Origin of the sequence: Leisingera sp. XS_AS12 (assembly GCF_041224635.1) — a bacterium.
Taxonomy (GTDB): Bacteria; Pseudomonadota; Alphaproteobacteria; order Rhodobacterales; family Rhodobacteraceae; genus Leisingera.
On sequence record NZ_JBGFGM010000045.1, the window covers coordinates 1 to 15,711 of the forward strand.

Here is a 15,711-nt window from a genome sequence, read left to right on the forward strand (position 1 = left end):
TGAGCTGCACATCACCCTGTCCAAGGATGATGAGACTTATGACGCGGAAATTGATCCCCGGCTGAATGTATTCATTGATGCACTGATCCTCAGGGGGTGTGACGAGGCCTGGCTCGACCAGATGCGCAACGGCTGCCTGAACTCCAATCGGCCGCTCTTCGTCCGAAACGACGGGGTAGGTGTGGGCTACAACTACATCTCTGATTGCTGGCGCAGTGTTTTCGGAACCGGCGAGCATATTGCCCGGACCATCCTGCATACCTTTCTCGGTATTGAGTTGGGGGCTGCCGGAACGGACATGGCCCTGGCGGCCAACGGCCAGAAATCCCCCCGGACAGCCGCGGACTACCAGGACCAAATGGTTGCAAAAGCACAGCGTCTGCAAGGACAGAAAGCCTTTGAGGATATGGTCGGAGGCGTGAACTTGAAGCTCTTTGAATTCACCTGAAACGGGCTTGGAGGCGCGCTTTTCAGCGCATCCCTCGTGGTGAGAATGCGCTGAAAAGCGTCCTCCAACCCTGAGAAAAAGAAGAACCATGGAACCTGTTTTCATTGATTTCGAAGCGTCAAGTCTGGCGCCCAAAAGCTGGCCCATCGAGGTTGGTATCGCTTGGGTGGAGTTTGCTGCCGAGGCGAAACTCAGGGATCAGGGAAAGCAGAGAATGAGGCATGCATCGGTGATGATGTCGAAGGAGAATTTGATTATCTGGCCGAAACCGCAACCACGAAGAGATCGAAGACCTTTGTTTTCCGTGCAGTCCCCAGGTTGAGACAGCGCAGCAAACAAAGTCATTCGAAACCAGAAAAGGAACAACACAGCGACGCTCCGCCCCCTTCTTGAGCTGTCCTTAGCGGCAGCAAAACACAAACAAGGAGTCGCGCTATGCACACATCCCCATCACCCGCCGTTCAGGCCCTCTTTCGCTTTCTTACCGAGAACAATGAGGGCCTGCAGAATGCTGCCCTCGTTCTCGGCGGCAGTCATGCTCTGAAGCGTGTTCAAAACCTGCTGGATCATCTGGGATTGACCCGGCAGCTGACCCGTCGTGCTCGTCTCGATCTCGTCGCCCTGCACGAGCTGTTCACCCTGAAATACGTTGGTGACCCTCTGCGCCTGGAAACCGCGCTCTTCGCAGAAATCGATCCGATGGATCCGATGGTTGAAGAGATCTGTCTTTTGACAGACTGCCTGGAGGATCACATGCGCGCAATTGATGCCGCGTCGGACCTGCCGGTCTTCGATTTGGCTGCATGAGGGAGGTTCAGATGCAATACGACACAGGTTACGAACCGGAATCTCCTCAGGAGCGGGCTGCTCTTCGAGCCATCCGGTATGCGAGGCACTTCGTAACGGAATGGCGAGAAGCTTCAGTTGAGATCCCGGAGTTGAAGCTCAGCCAGATCGCGCCGACGCTCGAACGCCTCGAGGACGGTGTCCTCTTCGATTTTCAGGACGTGTCTGTTCTGGAAATTCTCGAAAAGGCCATTGTCCAGCACGTGAATGACATTCGGGAAGGGTATGGCAGCCGGGCCATTCGATTGGATGTCAGTGGCGATGATATTCTTTGCCCGACGCTTCGAGAGGGCCGTTATCTCATCGAGCAATGGAAATGCTTCAAGCATGCGCGCCAGCACGTACTGGATCTCAGGCAGGCGCGGAAAATAGCCGATAGGTTTGGGTGAAATGAAGTTGCCGCTGCCTCTGGCTTTGTCGGAGGCAGCGGCAGGCACAACGGAACTATACAGAGAAAAGGCCTGAACTGAGTGAAGAGTCGTGCCTCATTTCGTTCTGCAATCAAACCCCAGTCAAACCAGTTTGTCGGCTTTCCGAACCGACCACAGCTCCCGGTTACGCAAGCTCTAACCCGTACCGGAAGCATCAAGATGACCATTCAAACCAATCAAACCAAAATTTCGGTTTCTGAGGAAACGGCCAATGTCCTCGAAACGATGAAACCGAGGCTCAGGTCGTCGGCTGTCGCAAAGCTCTCTGGATTGTCCAAAAGGGCAATCACTCAGCACGCGGCAAACGACAACATTCCTGGTGCCGCCAAACACGGCGGTGTCTGGACGTTCGATCATGACCTGGCCCTACTTTGGATAAATGAGGGCAGCAAATGTCTAACAAAGAAGAAAAACCAAAAAACATCTTCAAGCCGAACAACAGCAAGTATTGGTGGCTCCGGGTCAAAATCAACGGCGTCACCCACCGGGAAACGCTTCGCACAACTTCTAAAAGAGCAGCGGCAAGGAAAGCCAAAAGCCGCATAGACGAGCTGCGAGGGCAGGAAGAGGCCGGTGAACTGGACTGGCGGTTCGGCACTGGATTGGCCAAATTGTATGACGCGCTGGATAGCGATAGTAGTTCATGGAGCGTCGAAACGCGGAAACGGTATAAGTGCAGTCTGCGGCAGATCCTGCGCACCATAGACGAGTATTGCACCGACATCGGAAGCGATATCGAGGACCTGATGGCGGTAGAAGTCACGACGGCCGTTGTTTCCGAGTTCGTCGAACGCAGACGTGCGAGCGGGGTGACGGTCTCTACCATCAACAGGGACCTCACGGCATTCTCAAATCTCATGAAATCCATCAAGAATGACGGATGGATTGAAACGAATCCGGTCCAAAACTATGAAAAGCAAGGCATGAAAGAGGTCTTGCCCGATATCGTTCTGCCTTCGGAAGCCAGCATCCATAAGCTGTCGGCGCGGGCTCCAGGCACTTTGAACTACTTTCCCAAATTCCTCGACGCTACTGGCGGTCGTGTTACTGAGATGGCGATGCTGCCTTGGTCCGATATCTCGGGCCTCGAAAACCCTGTTGAAGGGAACGTCCAGGCGATCCTGCGAAATACGAAAGGGAAGAAGGTTCGCGCGATTGAGTTGCGGCAACAAGCAATCGATATCCTGTTGAAGATCCCTCGTTCAAATGTCTCTCCCTATATTTTCTGGAACTCTACCGAACACGGCTATTACAAGGACCCGTCGAACCTCTTCTGGGAATACGGACAGGAAACAGGGTTCGATGCCCGGCTGCATGATCTTCGGCACAAGTTCGCCATTGAACGCCTTAAGGAGGGTTGGTCCATCTATCGCGTTCAGAAATACATCGGCCATGGATCGGTGCTGACAACAGAGCGCTACTATCTCAGGTATCTTACCGCGGAAGAGATCGCTCGAGTTTCCGCAGATGGTGACAACGGGTTTCGCTAAGAAATGCCGGGTGAAATGAGGAGGGGGATCCCGCGATTGCGGGGTCCCCTTTGTTCATGTTCAGGGAGTGCTGCCAGTCGTGAAAGGGGCATAGATACCGGCCCAAGGGGGCATAGGCGGCATACCCGGAAGCCACAAAGGGTGTCATAGTATGACACTATTGGCCCGAAGCTCAGCAAACAGAAGAAGGTTTCCCTGGCCCTAAATATGTCATATTTTTCAGCGATCTCAGGGGGGTTAGTGGCGGAGAGACAGGGATTCGAACCCTGGGTGGGCTTGCACCCACAACGGTTTTCGAGACCGCCCCGTTCGACCACTCCGGCACCTCTCCGCGGGGGGTGAGGCGCGGTTTAATGTTGATTCCGACAGTGCGCAAGGGAGAAATGGCAGTTTGCGAAAAAAACCTGAAATCCTTTGCCGATCCCGTTTTTTTACCTAAGTTCCCTATATGCTTAGATCACACTCCTTTCCCGCTACGCTCCGCCTTGCCTGTGCCGGTCTGTTGTTGCTGCTGAGCCTTCTGGCCGCGTCCGCGTCACTGGCGGCTGATCGTCAGCGCGTGACAACCTTTCTCAACGTAACCGGGTTTGACGTCGCTCTGGACAGCATCGCGCTGTCCGCTGCTTCGGCACCCCAGATGTTGGGTTTGGATGTCGGCACATTCGGGAACCAGTGGGGGCGACTATCGGATGATGTGTTTGACACGGCTGTCATGCGTCGCATGGCCGAGGACATTCTGGTAGAAACGCTGGACGATGCAGCGCTCGACCATGCCGCTGCATTCTATGCAAGTGACCTGGGCCAGCGCCTGGTCCGCGCCGAAAACGCCGCCCACAAGGTGGCCGACGACGAGGTCAAGCAGGAAGCCGGAAGCCGCATCATTGCGGATCTGGTGAAGTCCGGCAGCGAACGGCTTGTCCTGTTTCAACGCATGGGGCGGGCGATCGACGCGGCCGACACCGGCGTGCGCGCCGTGCAGCAGATCCAGTTTCGCTTCCTGATGGCGGCAACCGCAGCCGGAGTTATCGACCTTGAACTGGATGCAGACGAATTGAGGGCGTTGCTGGACAGCCAGGCCGACGCCATGCGTCTTGAGCTGCAGACCTCGGGGCTGGCGAGTTCGGCCTATACGTACCAAGATTTCACGGATGAAGAGCTGGAACAGTACGTGACCGCACTCGAGCAAGAGAAGATGCAGGAGGTTTACGAGCTGCTAAATGCGGTGCAATACGAGATAACCGCAAACCGCTTCGAGGAACTGGCCCGCCGTCTCGCAGACCTCACACCCGCGCAGGATATATAAGCGCAGCGCCCTTTATGCCTTTTGGCCCGGGGCAGGGGGACCGGCAGAAACGGGTTGACAGCTTGTGGATTTCCGATCATAAGCCCGCAGTCCCGGCTCGGAATCTCTGCGCCGGGATTGATTTGTAATACGCCCGCACCGCGGGCGCGCTGTTCGAGGCGGCATCTGCCGAAAACGCCCGCAAGGGGGCCGAAGGACGCGGTTGAAAAAGGAAAGACGCATATGTTTGCGGTCCTCAAGACTGGCGGCAAGCAGTACAAGGTTCAGGCGGGCGACGTGCTCCGCGTTGAAAAACTGGCTGCTGATGCTGGCGAAACCATCCAATTCGACGAAGTTCTGATTCTGGGCGGCGACGCTCCTGTTGTTGGCGCTCCGCTGGTCGAAGGCGCTGCCGTGAAGGCAGAAGTGATCGACCAGATCAAAGGTGACAAGGTCATCAACTTCGTCAAGCGTCGCCGGAAGCACTCCTCCAAGCGCACCGTCGGCCACCGTCAGAAGCTGACCCTGGTCCGGATCACCGAGATCCTGGCGTCGGGCGCAACCAAAGCGGCCCCGAAAGCCGCAGCCAAGGCGGCTCCTGCTGCCAAAGCAGAGAGCGCCGACGACCTGACCCAGCTGACCGGCGTAGGCCCTGCCGCCGCCAAGAAGCTGAACGAAGCCGGTCTTACCAGCTTTGCCCAGATCGCAGCCTTGTCCGAAGACGACATTGCTGGTATCGAGGCAATCAAAGTGAAGCCCGAGTGGGTTGAGCAAGCCAAAGAACTGGCTAAAGGCTAAGGAGAGACAGAATGGCACATAAAAAAGCTGGCGGTTCCTCCCGTAACGGCCGCGACTCCGCAGGTCGCCGCCTTGGCGTGAAACTCTTCGGTGGCCAGGCGGCCATCGCGGGCAACATCATCATTCGTCAGCGCGGCACCAAGTTCTGGCCGGGCGAAGGCGTTGGCATGGGCAAGGATCACACCCTGTTCGCCACCACCGATGGTGCTGTCAGCTTCCGCAAGGGCCTGAAAGGCCGCACCTTCGTATCGGTTCTCCCGGTGGCGGAGGCCGCTGAGTAAGCCGACCCGAACGGTAGTAAAATCATGGGGGATCGGCTTTGGGCCGGTCCCCTTTTTTGTTGTTTACGGATGCGAGTACCCAATGACGTTTCCATTCCGGCCCCACGCCGCACCGGCTTGGCGGCGCCTGAAAAATTATTGCGCTGACAGCACTTGCCGTTGCGTCAAAACGAACACTTTTGGGGGGTGCGACACCCCACGGCGGCCCCAATCCCGCCGCACAATGTTGCGTTGAGGAGGACCACATACATGAACCTGGAACAGATCGTGTGCCAGCAGGTGATAGAGACCGAACGGTTCGTCCTGCGCCCGCTGCGAAAATCCGACTCCGGTTTGATCGAGCATTATGTCAGCGACGAACGCGTCGCGCGGATGACCCGCTCCGTACCGCACCCCTTGCCGCCCGGGGCCGCAGAGGCCTTCGTGGCCCGCGCCATGGCTGAAGACCGTGACGAGGACATCTGGGTGATCGATGGTACGATCGAAGACGATGCCGAGCTGAAAGGCGTGATCGCGCTGAAACGAATGGATCGCAACCAGTCCGAGGTCTCGTTCTGGACGGCGCCACCGTTTTGGAACACCGGTCTGGCTTCGGCCGCCTTGAAGGCACTTGTCGATGCCAACCCGCAAGGCAATGCTGCGATGTTTGCGTCGGTGTTCCAGGACAATCCCGCCTCGGCCCGGGTGCTGACGCACTGTGGGTTTACCTATCTCGGCGATGCAGAAAGTTACTGTGTTGCCCGGGATGCGACCGTGCCAACCTGGACCTACAGCCGAAAACTGTGATTGGCGCGGGCTGCGCTTTCGGGTAAGGCAATCAAAAGATTTCCGCAGACGCGTCCGGCGTTTGCGGAAAGAACTGTACTGGCAAACGCGGCACATGGCCGAGTTGCATTAAGGAGCTGTCATGAAATTCCTCGATCTGGCCAAGGTCTATATCCGCTCCGGCGCGGGCGGGAACGGCTGTGTCAGCTTCCGCCGTGAAAAATACATCGAATACGGTGGGCCTGACGGCGGGGACGGCGGCAAGGGCGGCTCGGTCTGGGCCGAGGTCACCGACGGGCTGAACACCCTGATCGATTTCCGGTATCAGCAGCACTTCTTTGCCAAGAACGGGCAATCCGGCATGGGCCGCCAGCGCACCGGCAAGGATGGCGACGACATCGTGCTGCGGGTGCCCGTCGGCACCGAGATCCTGGACGAGGACGAGGAAACCGTTCTGGCAGACCTGACCGAAGTTGGCCAACGGGTGCTGCTTGCCAAGGGCGGCAATGGTGGTTTTGGCAACCTGCACTTCAAATCGGCCACCAATCAGGCACCGCGCCGCGCCAACCCCGGGCAGGAGGGTGTCGAGCGCACCATCTGGCTGCGGCTGAAGCTGATCGCGGATGCTGGCCTGCTGGGGCTGCCCAACGCGGGGAAGTCGACCTTCCTGTCGGCCACCTCCAACGCGCGCCCCAAGATTGCGGATTACCCGTTCACCACGCTGCACCCGAACCTCGGCGTGGTCGGCATCGACAACACCGAATTCGTCGTTGCCGACATCCCCGGCCTGATTGAAGGCGCGCATGAGGGCAAGGGCATCGGCGACCGCTTCCTGGGCCATGTCGAACGCTGCGCGGTGCTGCTGCATCTGGTTGACGGTACCTCGGACACGGTGGTCGAGGACTATGAGACCATCATCGGCGAGCTGGAGGCCTATGGCGGCGAACTGGCGACCAAGCCGCGCATCACCGCGCTGAACAAGGTGGACGCAATCGACGAGGAAGAGCGTGACGAGAAACGCGCCGCGTTGGAGGCCGCCGTGGGCGGGCCAGTGCTGCTGATGTCGGGCGTCAGCCGCGAGGGCCTGAACGAGGTGCTGCGCGCGGTCCGCGCGCAGATCGACGATGACCGGGTTCGCATGAAGCCCGCCGAGGAGGAAGAGACTTGGCGGCCCTGAGTTCTGCCCGGCGGATTGTCGTAAAAATTGGCTCTGCTCTGCTGGTTGACCGCGATAGCGGCGAGCTGCGGGCGGGCTGGTTGCACTCTCTGGCCAATGATGTCGCCTGGCTGAAGGCCAGTGGAACGGATGTCGTGCTGGTATCCTCGGGCTCGATTGCACTTGGCCGCGGTGTTCTAGGATTGCCGCGCGCCGATCTTCCCCTGGAGCAATCTCAGGCCGCCGCCGCGGTGGGACAGATCCGTCTTGCCCGTGCTTACGAGGAAGCCCTTGCACCGCACCGGATCACGACGGCGCAGGTGCTGGTGACACTGGAAGATAGCGAGAACCGCCGCCGCTATCTGAATTCCCGCGCCACGCTCGAGACCTTGCTGAGCCTCGGCGCGGTGCCGATCGTGAATGAAAATGACACCATTGCCACGGATGAAATCCGCTATGGCGACAACGACCGTCTGGCGGCACAAGTTGCGGTGACGGTCGGCGCCGACGCCCTGATCCTGCTGTCGGATGTCGACGGGTTCTACAGTGCAAATCCGGCGCTCGATCCAAACGCAAAGCGGTTCGAGCGCATTGAAGTCATCACGCCTGAGATCGAGGCAATGGCTGGCGACGGCGTGTCAGGCCTGTCCAAGGGCGGCATGATCACCAAACTGCTCGCGGCCAAGATGGCCACGGCGGCGGGCTGCGCCATGGCGATCACTGAAGGATCGCCTTTGAACCCCCTGAAAACGCTGGAAGAAGGCGCAGCTTGCACTTGGTTTACCGCGCAAGGTGATCCGCAGGCCGCACGCAAACGCTGGATTGCGGCCATGAAGACACGCGGCGTTCTGACCATCGATGAGGGCGCCGCCCGGGCGCTGATGTCCGGCAAAAGCCTGCTGCCCGCAGGGGTACGTCATGTGGAGGGTGACTTTGGCCGCGGCGATCCGCTGGCCATCCTTGGCCCAGGCGGGCGCAAACTGGGGCAGGGGCTGTCGCGCTATACCGCTGACGAAGCCCGTGCCATTCAGGGGCGTCAATCGCAAGAGATCGAGGCAACCCTGGGATACCCGGGCCGCGCCGCGCTGATCCACCGCGATGATATGGCGCTTTGACCACAGCTGGTGATAGTTTATTCCGGCCCGCAGGCATGCAGTGCCAGACAGGGACCGGCAAGGGCACAAGATAGATGAACGAGACTGACAACATTGCCGCCATGATGGCGGAGCTTGGCAAACGTGCACAGCAAGCAGCGCAAACGCTGGCAACGGCCAGTGCAGAACGCAAACACGCAGCGCTGATCGGCGCCGCCGAGGCGGTCTGGAGCCGCCGGGCGGAAATCATCGCCGCCAACGCCAAGGATCTAGATTTTGGCCGCGACAAGGGGCTGTCGGATGCGATGATGGACCGGCTGATGCTGGACGAGTCCCGCATCCGGGGTATCGTCGACGGGCTGCGTGCGGTGGCTGAGCAAGCGGACCCGGTCGGCGAAGTGATGGAAGATTGGCGGCAACCGAGCGGCCTGCATATCCAGCGGGTCCGCACGCCGCTGGGAGTCATCGGCGTGATCTATGAAAGCCGTCCCAACGTCACCGCAGACGCCGGCGCGCTGTGCCTGAAATCCGGCAATGCGGTGATCCTGCGCGGCGGCTCTGAAAGTTTCCATTCCTCCAAGGCGATCCACGCCTGCCTCGCGGAGGGGCTGGAATCCGCGGGCCTGCCCGCGGACGCGGTGCAGCTGGTGCCGACCCGCGACCGCGCCGCGGTGCAGGAACTGCTGACCATGACCGAATACGTCGATGTCATCGTGCCGCGCGGCGGCAAGGGATTAGTCGGCCTGGTCCAGCGCGAGGCGCGGGTGCCGGTCTTTGCCCACTTGGAAGGCATCGTCCACATCTATCTGGATAAATCGGCGGATCCGCAAAAAGCGCTGGACGTGGTGCTAAACGCCAAGACCCGGCGCACCGGCATCTGCGGCGCCGCCGAATGCCTGCTGATTCACCAAGATATTGCCGAGACCCTTGGCAAGACCGTGCTTGAGGCCTTGGCGGCCGCAGGTGTTGAGATCCGCGCCGAGGTCGGGCTGCCGGGACCGGAGGGCATGACGCTCGCCAGTGCCGAGGATTGGGGCAAGGAATACCTGGATGCGATCATCGCCGCCAAACCCGTGGCGGACATCGACGAGGCGATCGCCCACATTCGCACGCATCACTCGCAGCACACCGACTGCATTGTTACCGAGGATGAAGCTGCAGTTCAGAAATTCTTTGCTGAACTGGACAGTGCTATCCTGATGCACAATGCCTCGACCCAGTTTGCTGACGGGGGCGAATTTGGCATGGGCGCGGAAATCGGTATTGCCACCGGCAAGATGCACGCACGTGGACCGGTGGGCGCCAAACAGCTGACCAGCTTCAAATACCTGGTGCGCGGCAACGGCACGACCCGCAGTTAAGAAAGAGAAACGCCGGGCTAACAGCCCGGCGTTTTCAATAGCTTGGAGGCCAACCTTCAGAACTGAAGCGTGATCTTTTCCAGGTTCTGCTCCAACCGGACGGTGCGTTCAGCCTCTCGGGCTGCCTCTGGCAGAAGCGCGAACTGCACCAGTGCGGGCGTGATTTCCGCGTTGGACGTTCCGCCGCTGACCCGCGCCCAGAGTTCGTCATCCACGTTCAGCTTGCTGCCTTCACCCATCACGGTCCACTTGCCGTCAGCGCAGAAGATCTTGATCGTGCCGCCATAAGGCAGAGCGCTTTCCAGGCACAAAGCGCACAGCAGTGCCAAGCGCGCCTCGCTGCGGGTACAGACCTCGAGCGGTGCCCACTGGTATTTCACCCGGCCCGCCTTGCTGATGTCCTCCAAAACCGAGACGATCTCGGCCCGGCCCATTTGCTGCTCGCCGGCCGAACCGAAAGCAATACGGAAGAAACGGATACGTGCGTTTGCATTGGCGACGCTGTCAGAGATCAGCTCCAGCTCCGGTCCCGACATGCTGCCAGCCATGCCCAGCAATTCCAGGCCGTTGTTGATGGCACCGACCGGGCTGATCAGATCGTGACAAATCCGTGACCCTACCAATGCGGCGAGATTGGCGTTATCTACTGCCATAACTTTTACTTCCTCCGAAATAGGCCACCCGCCAATGAATGACCTGAACGCTATTTTGGCCCCCGGAATGTTCGTCCGTCACCCCGATCACCCGGACTGGGGGATCGGGCAAGTACAGTCGAACGCGGGCGGCAAGATCACAGTCAATTTCCCCGACCAAGGGAAACTGGTCATCGACGGGGCGCGTGTCGCTCTTATTCCCGTCTTTGAGCCATAACCGTTTATGAAGGGTTAACGAACTCCCTCAAATACACGCTAATTCTTGCGCTTTCTTTGCCGCATAAGTTAGGTGCGCTCAACCCTGAAACATGCAAGGGATACAAATGCACTCTCAAGCCCCTGAATTTTCGGTGAAACTTGCAGACTGCGAGGCAGATCTGATAGCCGCTCAGCGGCTTCGCTATGACGTCTTCGTGCGAGAATTGGGCGGCGGGGGCAGCATGGTGGATCATGAGGCCGGCCTCGAACGCGACCGGTTCGATCCCTATTTTGACCACATGCTCGTCACGGATGAGAACCGCGGCGAGTTGGTTGGCGTCTACCGGCTGCTGCGCGACGATCAGGCTGCTGAGCTTGGGCAATTTTATTCCGAAGACGAATACGATCTTTCCGCGTTACGGAACTCTGGTCGGCGACTGCTGGAACTGGGGCGGTCGTGCCTGCATCCGGACTATCGGGGCGGAACGGCCATGTACCACCTCTGGTCGGGTCTGGCGCAGTATATTGCCGAGCATGAAATCGAAATCCTGTTCGGGGTTGCCAGCTTTCACGGTACGGATCCGGCTCAACTCGCGGAACCTTTGTCGTTGTTGCATCACCGGCATCTTGCGCCGCAAGACCTGCGCGCTCGGTCAAAATCGTTCCAGAGCATGGACTTAATTCCCGAACCTGAACTTGACAGGAAGGCTGCCATGACGGCCGTGCCCTCGCTGATCAAAGCCTACCTGAGGTTGGGGGGCTTCGTGGGCGAGGGGGCGTTTGTCGACGCAGCTTTCAACACGACCGACGTTTGCCTGATCCTGGACACCGCGCGGATGAACGAGCGCCAGCGCAAGATATACAGCGGAGCCCGCAGCACGGCATGAGTATCAGTTGGCAAAGTGAGGAGGCACCGGATCCGGTCAAGATCGGTGCCGTTGGCTGGGCGTTGGTTCTGCTGCGTGGTCCTGCCTTAGCCGTCTTGGTATTCGGAGGGTTGTTGATCTTGCTCCTGCTCCGGCTACTCGAGCGGCCGTTTTTCGGCCTGCGCCGCCCGTTTTCTCCATTGCTGACGCAGATGGTCTGCCGGGGTGCCTTGCTCATTCTGGGCATTCGATTGGTTGTGCGTGGACAGGTGATGCGCCAACGCGGCGCATTGGTGGCGAACCATGCGTCCTGGCTTGACATATTTGCGCTGAACGCCTTGGCGCGGATCTATTTTGTCTCCAAGGCGGAAGTCGCGTCCTGGCCCGGTATAGGCTGGCTCGCCCGGGCCACCGGCACCTTGTTCATCGAACGCAACCCCCGCCATGCGCGCCGGCAGGCAGAGCTCCTGGAAGAGCGGCTGCTGGCGGGTCACAAGCTATTGTTCTTTCCCGAGGGAACCTCAACCGACGGGTTGCGGGTTTTGCCCTTCAAACCAACGCTCTTTGCCGCATTCTTTGCCAAGCCTCCGCGCGATAATCTGCATGTTCAGCCCGTTTCAGTCGTCTACCGGGCACCGCCTTCTGCACCGAAGCGTCACTACGGCTGGTGGGGCGACATGGATTTCGGGAGCCATTTGTTGAAGATTCTGAGTACACCCCGACAAGGGGTGGTCCTGGTAACCTGCCACGATCCACTGCGGGTCGCTGATTTTGCCGACCGCAAGGCCCTTGCCGCGCGGTGCGCCGAGGTCGTCCGGCGGGGACATGAGATATCCCTGCGTGACGCAACGCCAGATGTGAATTGACCGTCGATCTCGGCCAAGCCGGAGAATTTCCTGCTTCGACCCTTGCCAGCACGCGTTTTCTGATCTAATAGCGCGCCTACGAACCCGCAGGCGGGGTTTGGTTTCGTCAGGGGAGAAATCCCTGATGGACCGCCGGTTGGAGCAAACGCTCTATAAGACCCCCGCCGAGGATAGAAACCGGAAAAGGATAAGATAGCATGGCTCTTCCCGAGTTCACCATGCGTCAGCTGCTGGAAGCTGGCGTTCACTTCGGTCACCAGACACAGCGCTGGAACCCGCGCATGTCGCCGTTCATCTACGGCGCGCGCAACGGCATCCATATCATGGACCTGACCCAGACTGTTCCGATGCTGGACCAGGCGCTGCAGGTTGTCCGTGACACCGTTGCAAAAGGCGGCCGCGTTCTGTTCGTTGGTACCAAGCGCCAGGCAGCCGGCCCGATCGCCGAAGCTGCAGAGAAATCCGCGCAGTACTACATGAACCACCGCTGGCTGGGCGGCACCCTGACCAACTGGAAAACCGTTTCCCAGTCGATCAACCGCCTGAAGGAAATCGACGAGAAGATGGCCTCCGGCGCCGAAGGCCTGACCAAGAAAGAGCGACTGGGCATGGAGCGTGACCAGGAGAAGCTGCAAGCGTCTCTGGGCGGTATCCGCGACATGGGCGGCGTTCCGGACCTGCTGTTCGTCATCGACGTGAAAAAAGAAGCACTGGCAATCGCCGAAGCCAAGAAGCTGGGTATCCCGGTTGTGGCTGTGGTCGACACCAACTGCTCCCCCGATGGCGTGGACTACATCATCCCCGGCAACGACGACGCATCGCGCGCGATCTCGCTGTACTGCGATCTGGTTGCTCGCGCGGCTCTGGACGGCATGTCCGCACAGCTGGGTGCAGCAGGCGTTGACCTGGGCGCGCTGGAAGAAGCACCGGCTGAAGAAGCCGTTGCTGAAGAAGCCGCTGAAGCCTGATCCGTCCTGTCACGGAATTGACATGCGGGGCAGGGTATTTCCTGCCCCAAATCCGTTTTTGAATTGAGGGAGCCTAACATGGCAATCACTGCAGCAATGGTGAAAGAACTGCGCGAATCCACCGGCGCAGGCATGATGGACGCGAAGAAAGCACTGGTCGAAAACAACGGCGACATGGAAGCCGCGGTTGACTGGCTGCGCACCAAGGGCCTGGCGAAAGCCGCCAAGAAATCCGGCCGTACCGCCGCTGAAGGCCTGGTCGCCGTGGTCGTTGAAGGCGGCAAGGGCGTTGCTGTTGAAGTCAACTCCGAGACCGACTTCGTTGCCAAGAACGCCGAATTCCAGCAAATGGTCGCAGGCATTGCCAAGGCCGCACTGAACGCCGACGACGTTGACGCTCTGAAGGCAGCTGACTTGGGCGGCAAGACCGTGGAAGCAACCCTGACCGACAAGATCGCCACGATCGGCGAAAACATGTCGCTGCGTCGCATGGCCAAGCTGGAAGGCGAAACCGTGGTGTCCTACGTGCACAACGCGGCCGCCGAAGGCATGGGCAAAATCGGCGTTCTGGTTGCCATGAACGGTGGCGACGAAGCCATCGGCAAGCAGGTCGCAATGCACATCGCCGCTGTGAACCCGGCAGCGCTGTCCGAAGCTGACCTCGACGCCGCCGTGGTCGAGAAGGAAAAGCAGGTCCAGATGGACATCGCCCGCGAATCCGGCAAGCCGGAGCAGGTGATCGAGAAGATGATCGAAGGCCGCATGAAGAAATTCGTCGCGGAATCGACCCTGCTGAACCAGCAGTTCGTGGTGAACCCGGACCTGACCGTGGAAGCCGCTGCCAAGGAAGCAGGCGCCACCATCACCGGTTTCGTGCGTGTGGAAGTTGGCGAAGGCATTGAAGTCGAAAAAGAAGACTTTGCTGCGGAAGTCGCAAAAGCTGCTCAAGGCTGATTTGCGCTGACAGCAAGAGTTCTAAAGAACGGCGGGTCAAACAGACCCGCCGTTTTTTTTTGGGGGAGACGCAGCCGCCGCCGCTGTACGTGCATGCTGGCAGGCGCGCCTTCGCGCAGAGGTCAGAAGCCTCATGCAGATCCCGCCCCAGTTCCTCAGACTAGCTGATCGCGCTCCACAGGCAGCACCAAGCGTTCAATGCAGGTGTGTGCATGTGCAGATTGCGTTGATGAGGAGAGAGAAGGCGAGGGGCCCCACTGATGGGGATGGGTGAGGCCCCTCTGATATCCGAAACCGACGACGGAAGAATACGCGCCTGTCTCTGATCAGGTATGAGCGCCTTGAAATTGCAAGGATCAATACCCGCAGTTCCTTGGCTAAAGCCACCACTCACGGAACATGTGAAAGATGCAGTGAATTAAACTTTTGCGGTAGTATAGAATTCCATACCTTTTGTCGCTTTTCTGCATTAAATGCGACATTTACAGTGCGATCTGACTATGCGTCGATCAGATACATCTGATTGTGCAACGCCGCTTTCAGAACTGCCTGTGCTGTGGTTTCTACCGCCAGGGATTCACGCGCCAGACGCAGATGCTTTTCAATGGTGGCCGGCGTCAGCCCCATCAGCAAGGCAATGTCCTGGGTCGTTTTACCATCGCCAACCCATTCCAGGACCTCCCGCTGCCGTTTGGTCAGAGTGCGTTTGGGCCCGGCGTAGGGCAGGGTGAGTATCTTCAGGTGCACCACGTTGTTCATCAACAGGATGTCCGCCCCGTGATCCTGCCAGATGGCGTCGACCATGTCCTGGCTCATGTCAGCCTCGGCGGCGAGAGAGATCGCTCCCTTGAAGCGGCTGTTCGTGGAAGGAAAACTGATCGTGTAACCTGACTGGACCCCGTGAGCGCGGTTGAAGTCCACGACCTTCTGCGCTTCAGGGCTGAGGCTGTAATCGCGAGCCTGTTCCTGGGCGATCCGCCAGCTTCCGGCGCCTTCGTTGTCCAGCGCCCATCGCAGCATCGGAGCGTGAAGATACAAGCCACTGTGCAGGTAGCCTTGCAGGTAATCCTCATCGTGGTTCGTCAGAAGAACGAAGTCGTCCGGATCTCCCAAAGAGGTTTCCGTGAGACACCGCGTATTGCCATAAATCAAACGGTCAAAGCCAAATTTTTTCATTTGCGCGACATGCCCGTCCCACAAAATATCCAGACTTTGCGCATGACAGACAAAATCCAGGTAACCCTTTAAACTCAT

The 15,711-nt window shown here is 59.0% G+C and carries 19 protein-coding genes and 1 tRNA gene; 17 read left to right on the forward strand and 3 right to left on the reverse strand.

Annotated elements, in window-relative coordinates; translation table 11 throughout:
- The 5 genes from AB9K35_RS01105 to AB9K35_RS01125 form a co-directional block, all read left to right on the forward strand.
- The coding region (locus AB9K35_RS01105; protein WP_369924069.1) for a hypothetical protein at positions 1–448 on the forward strand (448 nt) is incomplete at its 5' end.
- A gap of 88 nt (positions 449–536) precedes the next feature.
- The gene (locus AB9K35_RS01110) at positions 537–770 is read left to right on the forward strand and encodes a hypothetical protein (protein ID WP_369924070.1); all 234 of its coding nucleotides are present in this window, start codon (positions 537–539) and stop codon (positions 768–770) included.
- A 113-nt stretch (positions 771–883) separates the two neighbouring features.
- Positions 884–1,255 carry a hypothetical protein gene (locus AB9K35_RS01115; protein ID WP_369924071.1) on the forward strand — a complete coding sequence of 124 codons (372 nt, stop codon included), beginning with the start codon at positions 884–886 and terminating at the stop codon, positions 1,253–1,255.
- Positions 1,256–1,266: 11 nt separating this feature from the next.
- Positions 1,267–1,683, forward strand: coding sequence for a hypothetical protein (locus AB9K35_RS01120; RefSeq protein WP_369924072.1), 417 nt, complete (start codon positions 1,267–1,269; stop codon positions 1,681–1,683).
- 434 nt (positions 1,684–2,117) lie between these two features.
- Positions 2,118–3,215 (forward strand): tyrosine-type recombinase/integrase, encoded by a 1,098-nt coding sequence (locus tag AB9K35_RS01125; protein ID WP_369924073.1) that lies wholly within the window; start codon positions 2,118–2,120, stop codon positions 3,213–3,215.
- Between the two features lie 241 nt (positions 3,216–3,456).
- Here the strand turns inward: AB9K35_RS01125 and AB9K35_RS01130 are convergent.
- Positions 3,457–3,546 (reverse strand) — tRNA-Ser (locus AB9K35_RS01130).
- A gap of 117 nt (positions 3,547–3,663) precedes the next feature.
- On the opposite strand from AB9K35_RS01130, the gene AB9K35_RS01135 reads away from it, so the two are divergent.
- The 7 genes from AB9K35_RS01135 (at position 3,664) to AB9K35_RS01165 (ending at position 9,952) form a co-directional block, all read left to right on the forward strand.
- A complete protein-coding gene (locus AB9K35_RS01135) occupies positions 3,664–4,518 on the forward strand; it encodes a DUF2059 domain-containing protein (protein ID WP_369924074.1) in 855 nt (284 codons plus the stop codon).
- A gap of 222 nt (positions 4,519–4,740) precedes the next feature.
- Positions 4,741–5,295 carry a 50S ribosomal protein L21 gene (gene rplU / locus AB9K35_RS01140; RefSeq protein WP_369924075.1) on the forward strand — a complete coding sequence of 185 codons (555 nt, stop codon included), beginning with the start codon at positions 4,741–4,743 and terminating at the stop codon, positions 5,293–5,295.
- A gap of 11 nt (positions 5,296–5,306) precedes the next feature.
- Positions 5,307–5,576 carry a 50S ribosomal protein L27 gene (gene rpmA / locus AB9K35_RS01145; RefSeq protein WP_222453053.1) on the forward strand — a complete coding sequence of 90 codons (270 nt, stop codon included), beginning with the start codon at positions 5,307–5,309 and terminating at the stop codon, positions 5,574–5,576.
- A gap of 249 nt (positions 5,577–5,825) precedes the next feature.
- The gene (locus tag AB9K35_RS01150) at positions 5,826–6,362 is read left to right on the forward strand and encodes a GNAT family N-acetyltransferase (protein ID WP_369924077.1); all 537 of its coding nucleotides are present in this window, start codon (positions 5,826–5,828) and stop codon (positions 6,360–6,362) included.
- Positions 6,363–6,483: 121 nt separating this feature from the next.
- Entirely contained in the window at positions 6,484–7,518 is a 1,035-nt protein-coding gene (obgE, locus tag AB9K35_RS01155; protein WP_369924079.1) for a GTPase ObgE, read from the forward strand.
- Entirely contained in the window at positions 7,506–8,612 is a 1,107-nt protein-coding gene (proB, locus tag AB9K35_RS01160) for a glutamate 5-kinase (protein WP_369924080.1), read from the forward strand. The genes obgE and proB overlap by 13 nt, the downstream gene beginning before the upstream one ends.
- 74 nt (positions 8,613–8,686) lie before the next feature.
- The gene (locus AB9K35_RS01165; protein ID WP_369924081.1) at positions 8,687–9,952 is read left to right on the forward strand and encodes a glutamate-5-semialdehyde dehydrogenase; all 1,266 of its coding nucleotides are present in this window, start codon (positions 8,687–8,689) and stop codon (positions 9,950–9,952) included.
- A 56-nt stretch (positions 9,953–10,008) separates the two neighbouring features.
- On the opposite strand, the gene AB9K35_RS01170 is transcribed toward AB9K35_RS01165, so the two are convergent.
- A complete protein-coding gene (locus AB9K35_RS01170) occupies positions 10,009–10,605 on the reverse strand; it encodes a histidine phosphotransferase family protein (RefSeq protein ID WP_222453048.1) in 597 nt (198 codons plus the stop codon).
- A gap of 34 nt (positions 10,606–10,639) precedes the next feature.
- On the opposite strand from AB9K35_RS01170, the gene AB9K35_RS01175 reads away from it, so the two are divergent.
- From AB9K35_RS01175 to tsf, 5 genes are all read left to right on the forward strand, one after another.
- Positions 10,640–10,822: a DUF3553 domain-containing protein gene (locus AB9K35_RS01175; protein ID WP_222453047.1), complete on the forward strand. Its 183-nt coding sequence runs from the start codon at positions 10,640–10,642 to the stop codon at positions 10,820–10,822.
- Positions 10,823–10,928: 106 nt separating this feature from the next.
- Complete coding sequence (locus AB9K35_RS01180) at positions 10,929–11,690, forward strand: GNAT family N-acetyltransferase (protein ID WP_369924083.1); 762 nt, start codon at positions 10,929–10,931, stop codon at positions 11,688–11,690.
- On the forward strand, positions 11,687–12,535 hold the full coding sequence (locus tag AB9K35_RS01185) for a lysophospholipid acyltransferase family protein (protein ID WP_369924084.1): 849 nt from the start codon (positions 11,687–11,689) through the stop codon (positions 12,533–12,535). Before AB9K35_RS01180 ends, AB9K35_RS01185 begins: the two co-directional genes overlap by 4 nt.
- Before the next feature lie 197 nt (positions 12,536–12,732).
- Entirely contained in the window at positions 12,733–13,503 is a 771-nt protein-coding gene (gene rpsB, locus AB9K35_RS01190) for a 30S ribosomal protein S2 (RefSeq protein ID WP_222453044.1), read from the forward strand.
- Between the two features lie 78 nt (positions 13,504–13,581).
- Entirely contained in the window at positions 13,582–14,457 is an 876-nt protein-coding gene (gene tsf, locus AB9K35_RS01195; protein ID WP_369924086.1) for a translation elongation factor Ts, read from the forward strand.
- A 498-nt stretch (positions 14,458–14,955) separates the two neighbouring features.
- On the opposite strand, the gene AB9K35_RS01200 is transcribed toward tsf, so the two are convergent.
- Positions 14,956–15,711 carry an autoinducer binding domain-containing protein gene (locus AB9K35_RS01200; RefSeq protein ID WP_369924087.1) on the reverse strand — a complete coding sequence of 252 codons (756 nt, stop codon included), beginning with the start codon at positions 15,709–15,711 and terminating at the stop codon, positions 14,956–14,958.

Bases quoted from the DNA above. Each gene is read 5' to 3' on its own strand.
- AB9K35_RS01110 (WP_369924070.1), top strand. From the start codon at position 537: ATGGAACCTGTTTTCATTGATTTCGAAGCGTCAAGTCTGGCGCCCAAA.
- AB9K35_RS01115 (WP_369924071.1), top strand. From the start codon at position 884: ATGCACACATCCCCATCACCCGCCGTTCAGGCCCTCTTTCGCTTTCTT.
- AB9K35_RS01120 (WP_369924072.1), top strand. From the start codon at position 1,267: ATGCAATACGACACAGGTTACGAACCGGAATCTCCTCAGGAGCGGGCT.
- AB9K35_RS01125 (WP_369924073.1), top strand. From the start codon at position 2,118: ATGTCTAACAAAGAAGAAAAACCAAAAAACATCTTCAAGCCGAACAAC.
- AB9K35_RS01135 (WP_369924074.1), top strand. From the start codon at position 3,664: ATGCTTAGATCACACTCCTTTCCCGCTACGCTCCGCCTTGCCTGTGCC.
- rplU (WP_369924075.1), top strand. From the start codon at position 4,741: ATGTTTGCGGTCCTCAAGACTGGCGGCAAGCAGTACAAGGTTCAGGCG.
- rpmA (WP_222453053.1), top strand. From the start codon at position 5,307: ATGGCACATAAAAAAGCTGGCGGTTCCTCCCGTAACGGCCGCGACTCC.
- AB9K35_RS01150 (WP_369924077.1), top strand. From the start codon at position 5,826: ATGAACCTGGAACAGATCGTGTGCCAGCAGGTGATAGAGACCGAACGG.
- obgE (WP_369924079.1), top strand. From the start codon at position 6,484: ATGAAATTCCTCGATCTGGCCAAGGTCTATATCCGCTCCGGCGCGGGC.
- AB9K35_RS01165 (WP_369924081.1), top strand. From the start codon at position 8,687: ATGAACGAGACTGACAACATTGCCGCCATGATGGCGGAGCTTGGCAAA.
- AB9K35_RS01170 (WP_222453048.1), bottom strand. From the start codon at position 10,605: ATGGCAGTAGATAACGCCAATCTCGCCGCATTGGTAGGGTCACGGATT.
- AB9K35_RS01175 (WP_222453047.1), top strand. From the start codon at position 10,640: ATGAATGACCTGAACGCTATTTTGGCCCCCGGAATGTTCGTCCGTCAC.
- AB9K35_RS01180 (WP_369924083.1), top strand. From the start codon at position 10,929: ATGCACTCTCAAGCCCCTGAATTTTCGGTGAAACTTGCAGACTGCGAG.
- AB9K35_RS01185 (WP_369924084.1), top strand. From the start codon at position 11,687: ATGAGTATCAGTTGGCAAAGTGAGGAGGCACCGGATCCGGTCAAGATC.
- rpsB (WP_222453044.1), top strand. From the start codon at position 12,733: ATGGCTCTTCCCGAGTTCACCATGCGTCAGCTGCTGGAAGCTGGCGTT.
- tsf (WP_369924086.1), top strand. From the start codon at position 13,582: ATGGCAATCACTGCAGCAATGGTGAAAGAACTGCGCGAATCCACCGGC.
- AB9K35_RS01200 (WP_369924087.1), bottom strand. From the start codon at position 15,711: ATGAGTTTAAAGGGTTACCTGGATTTTGTCTGTCATGCGCAAAGTCTG.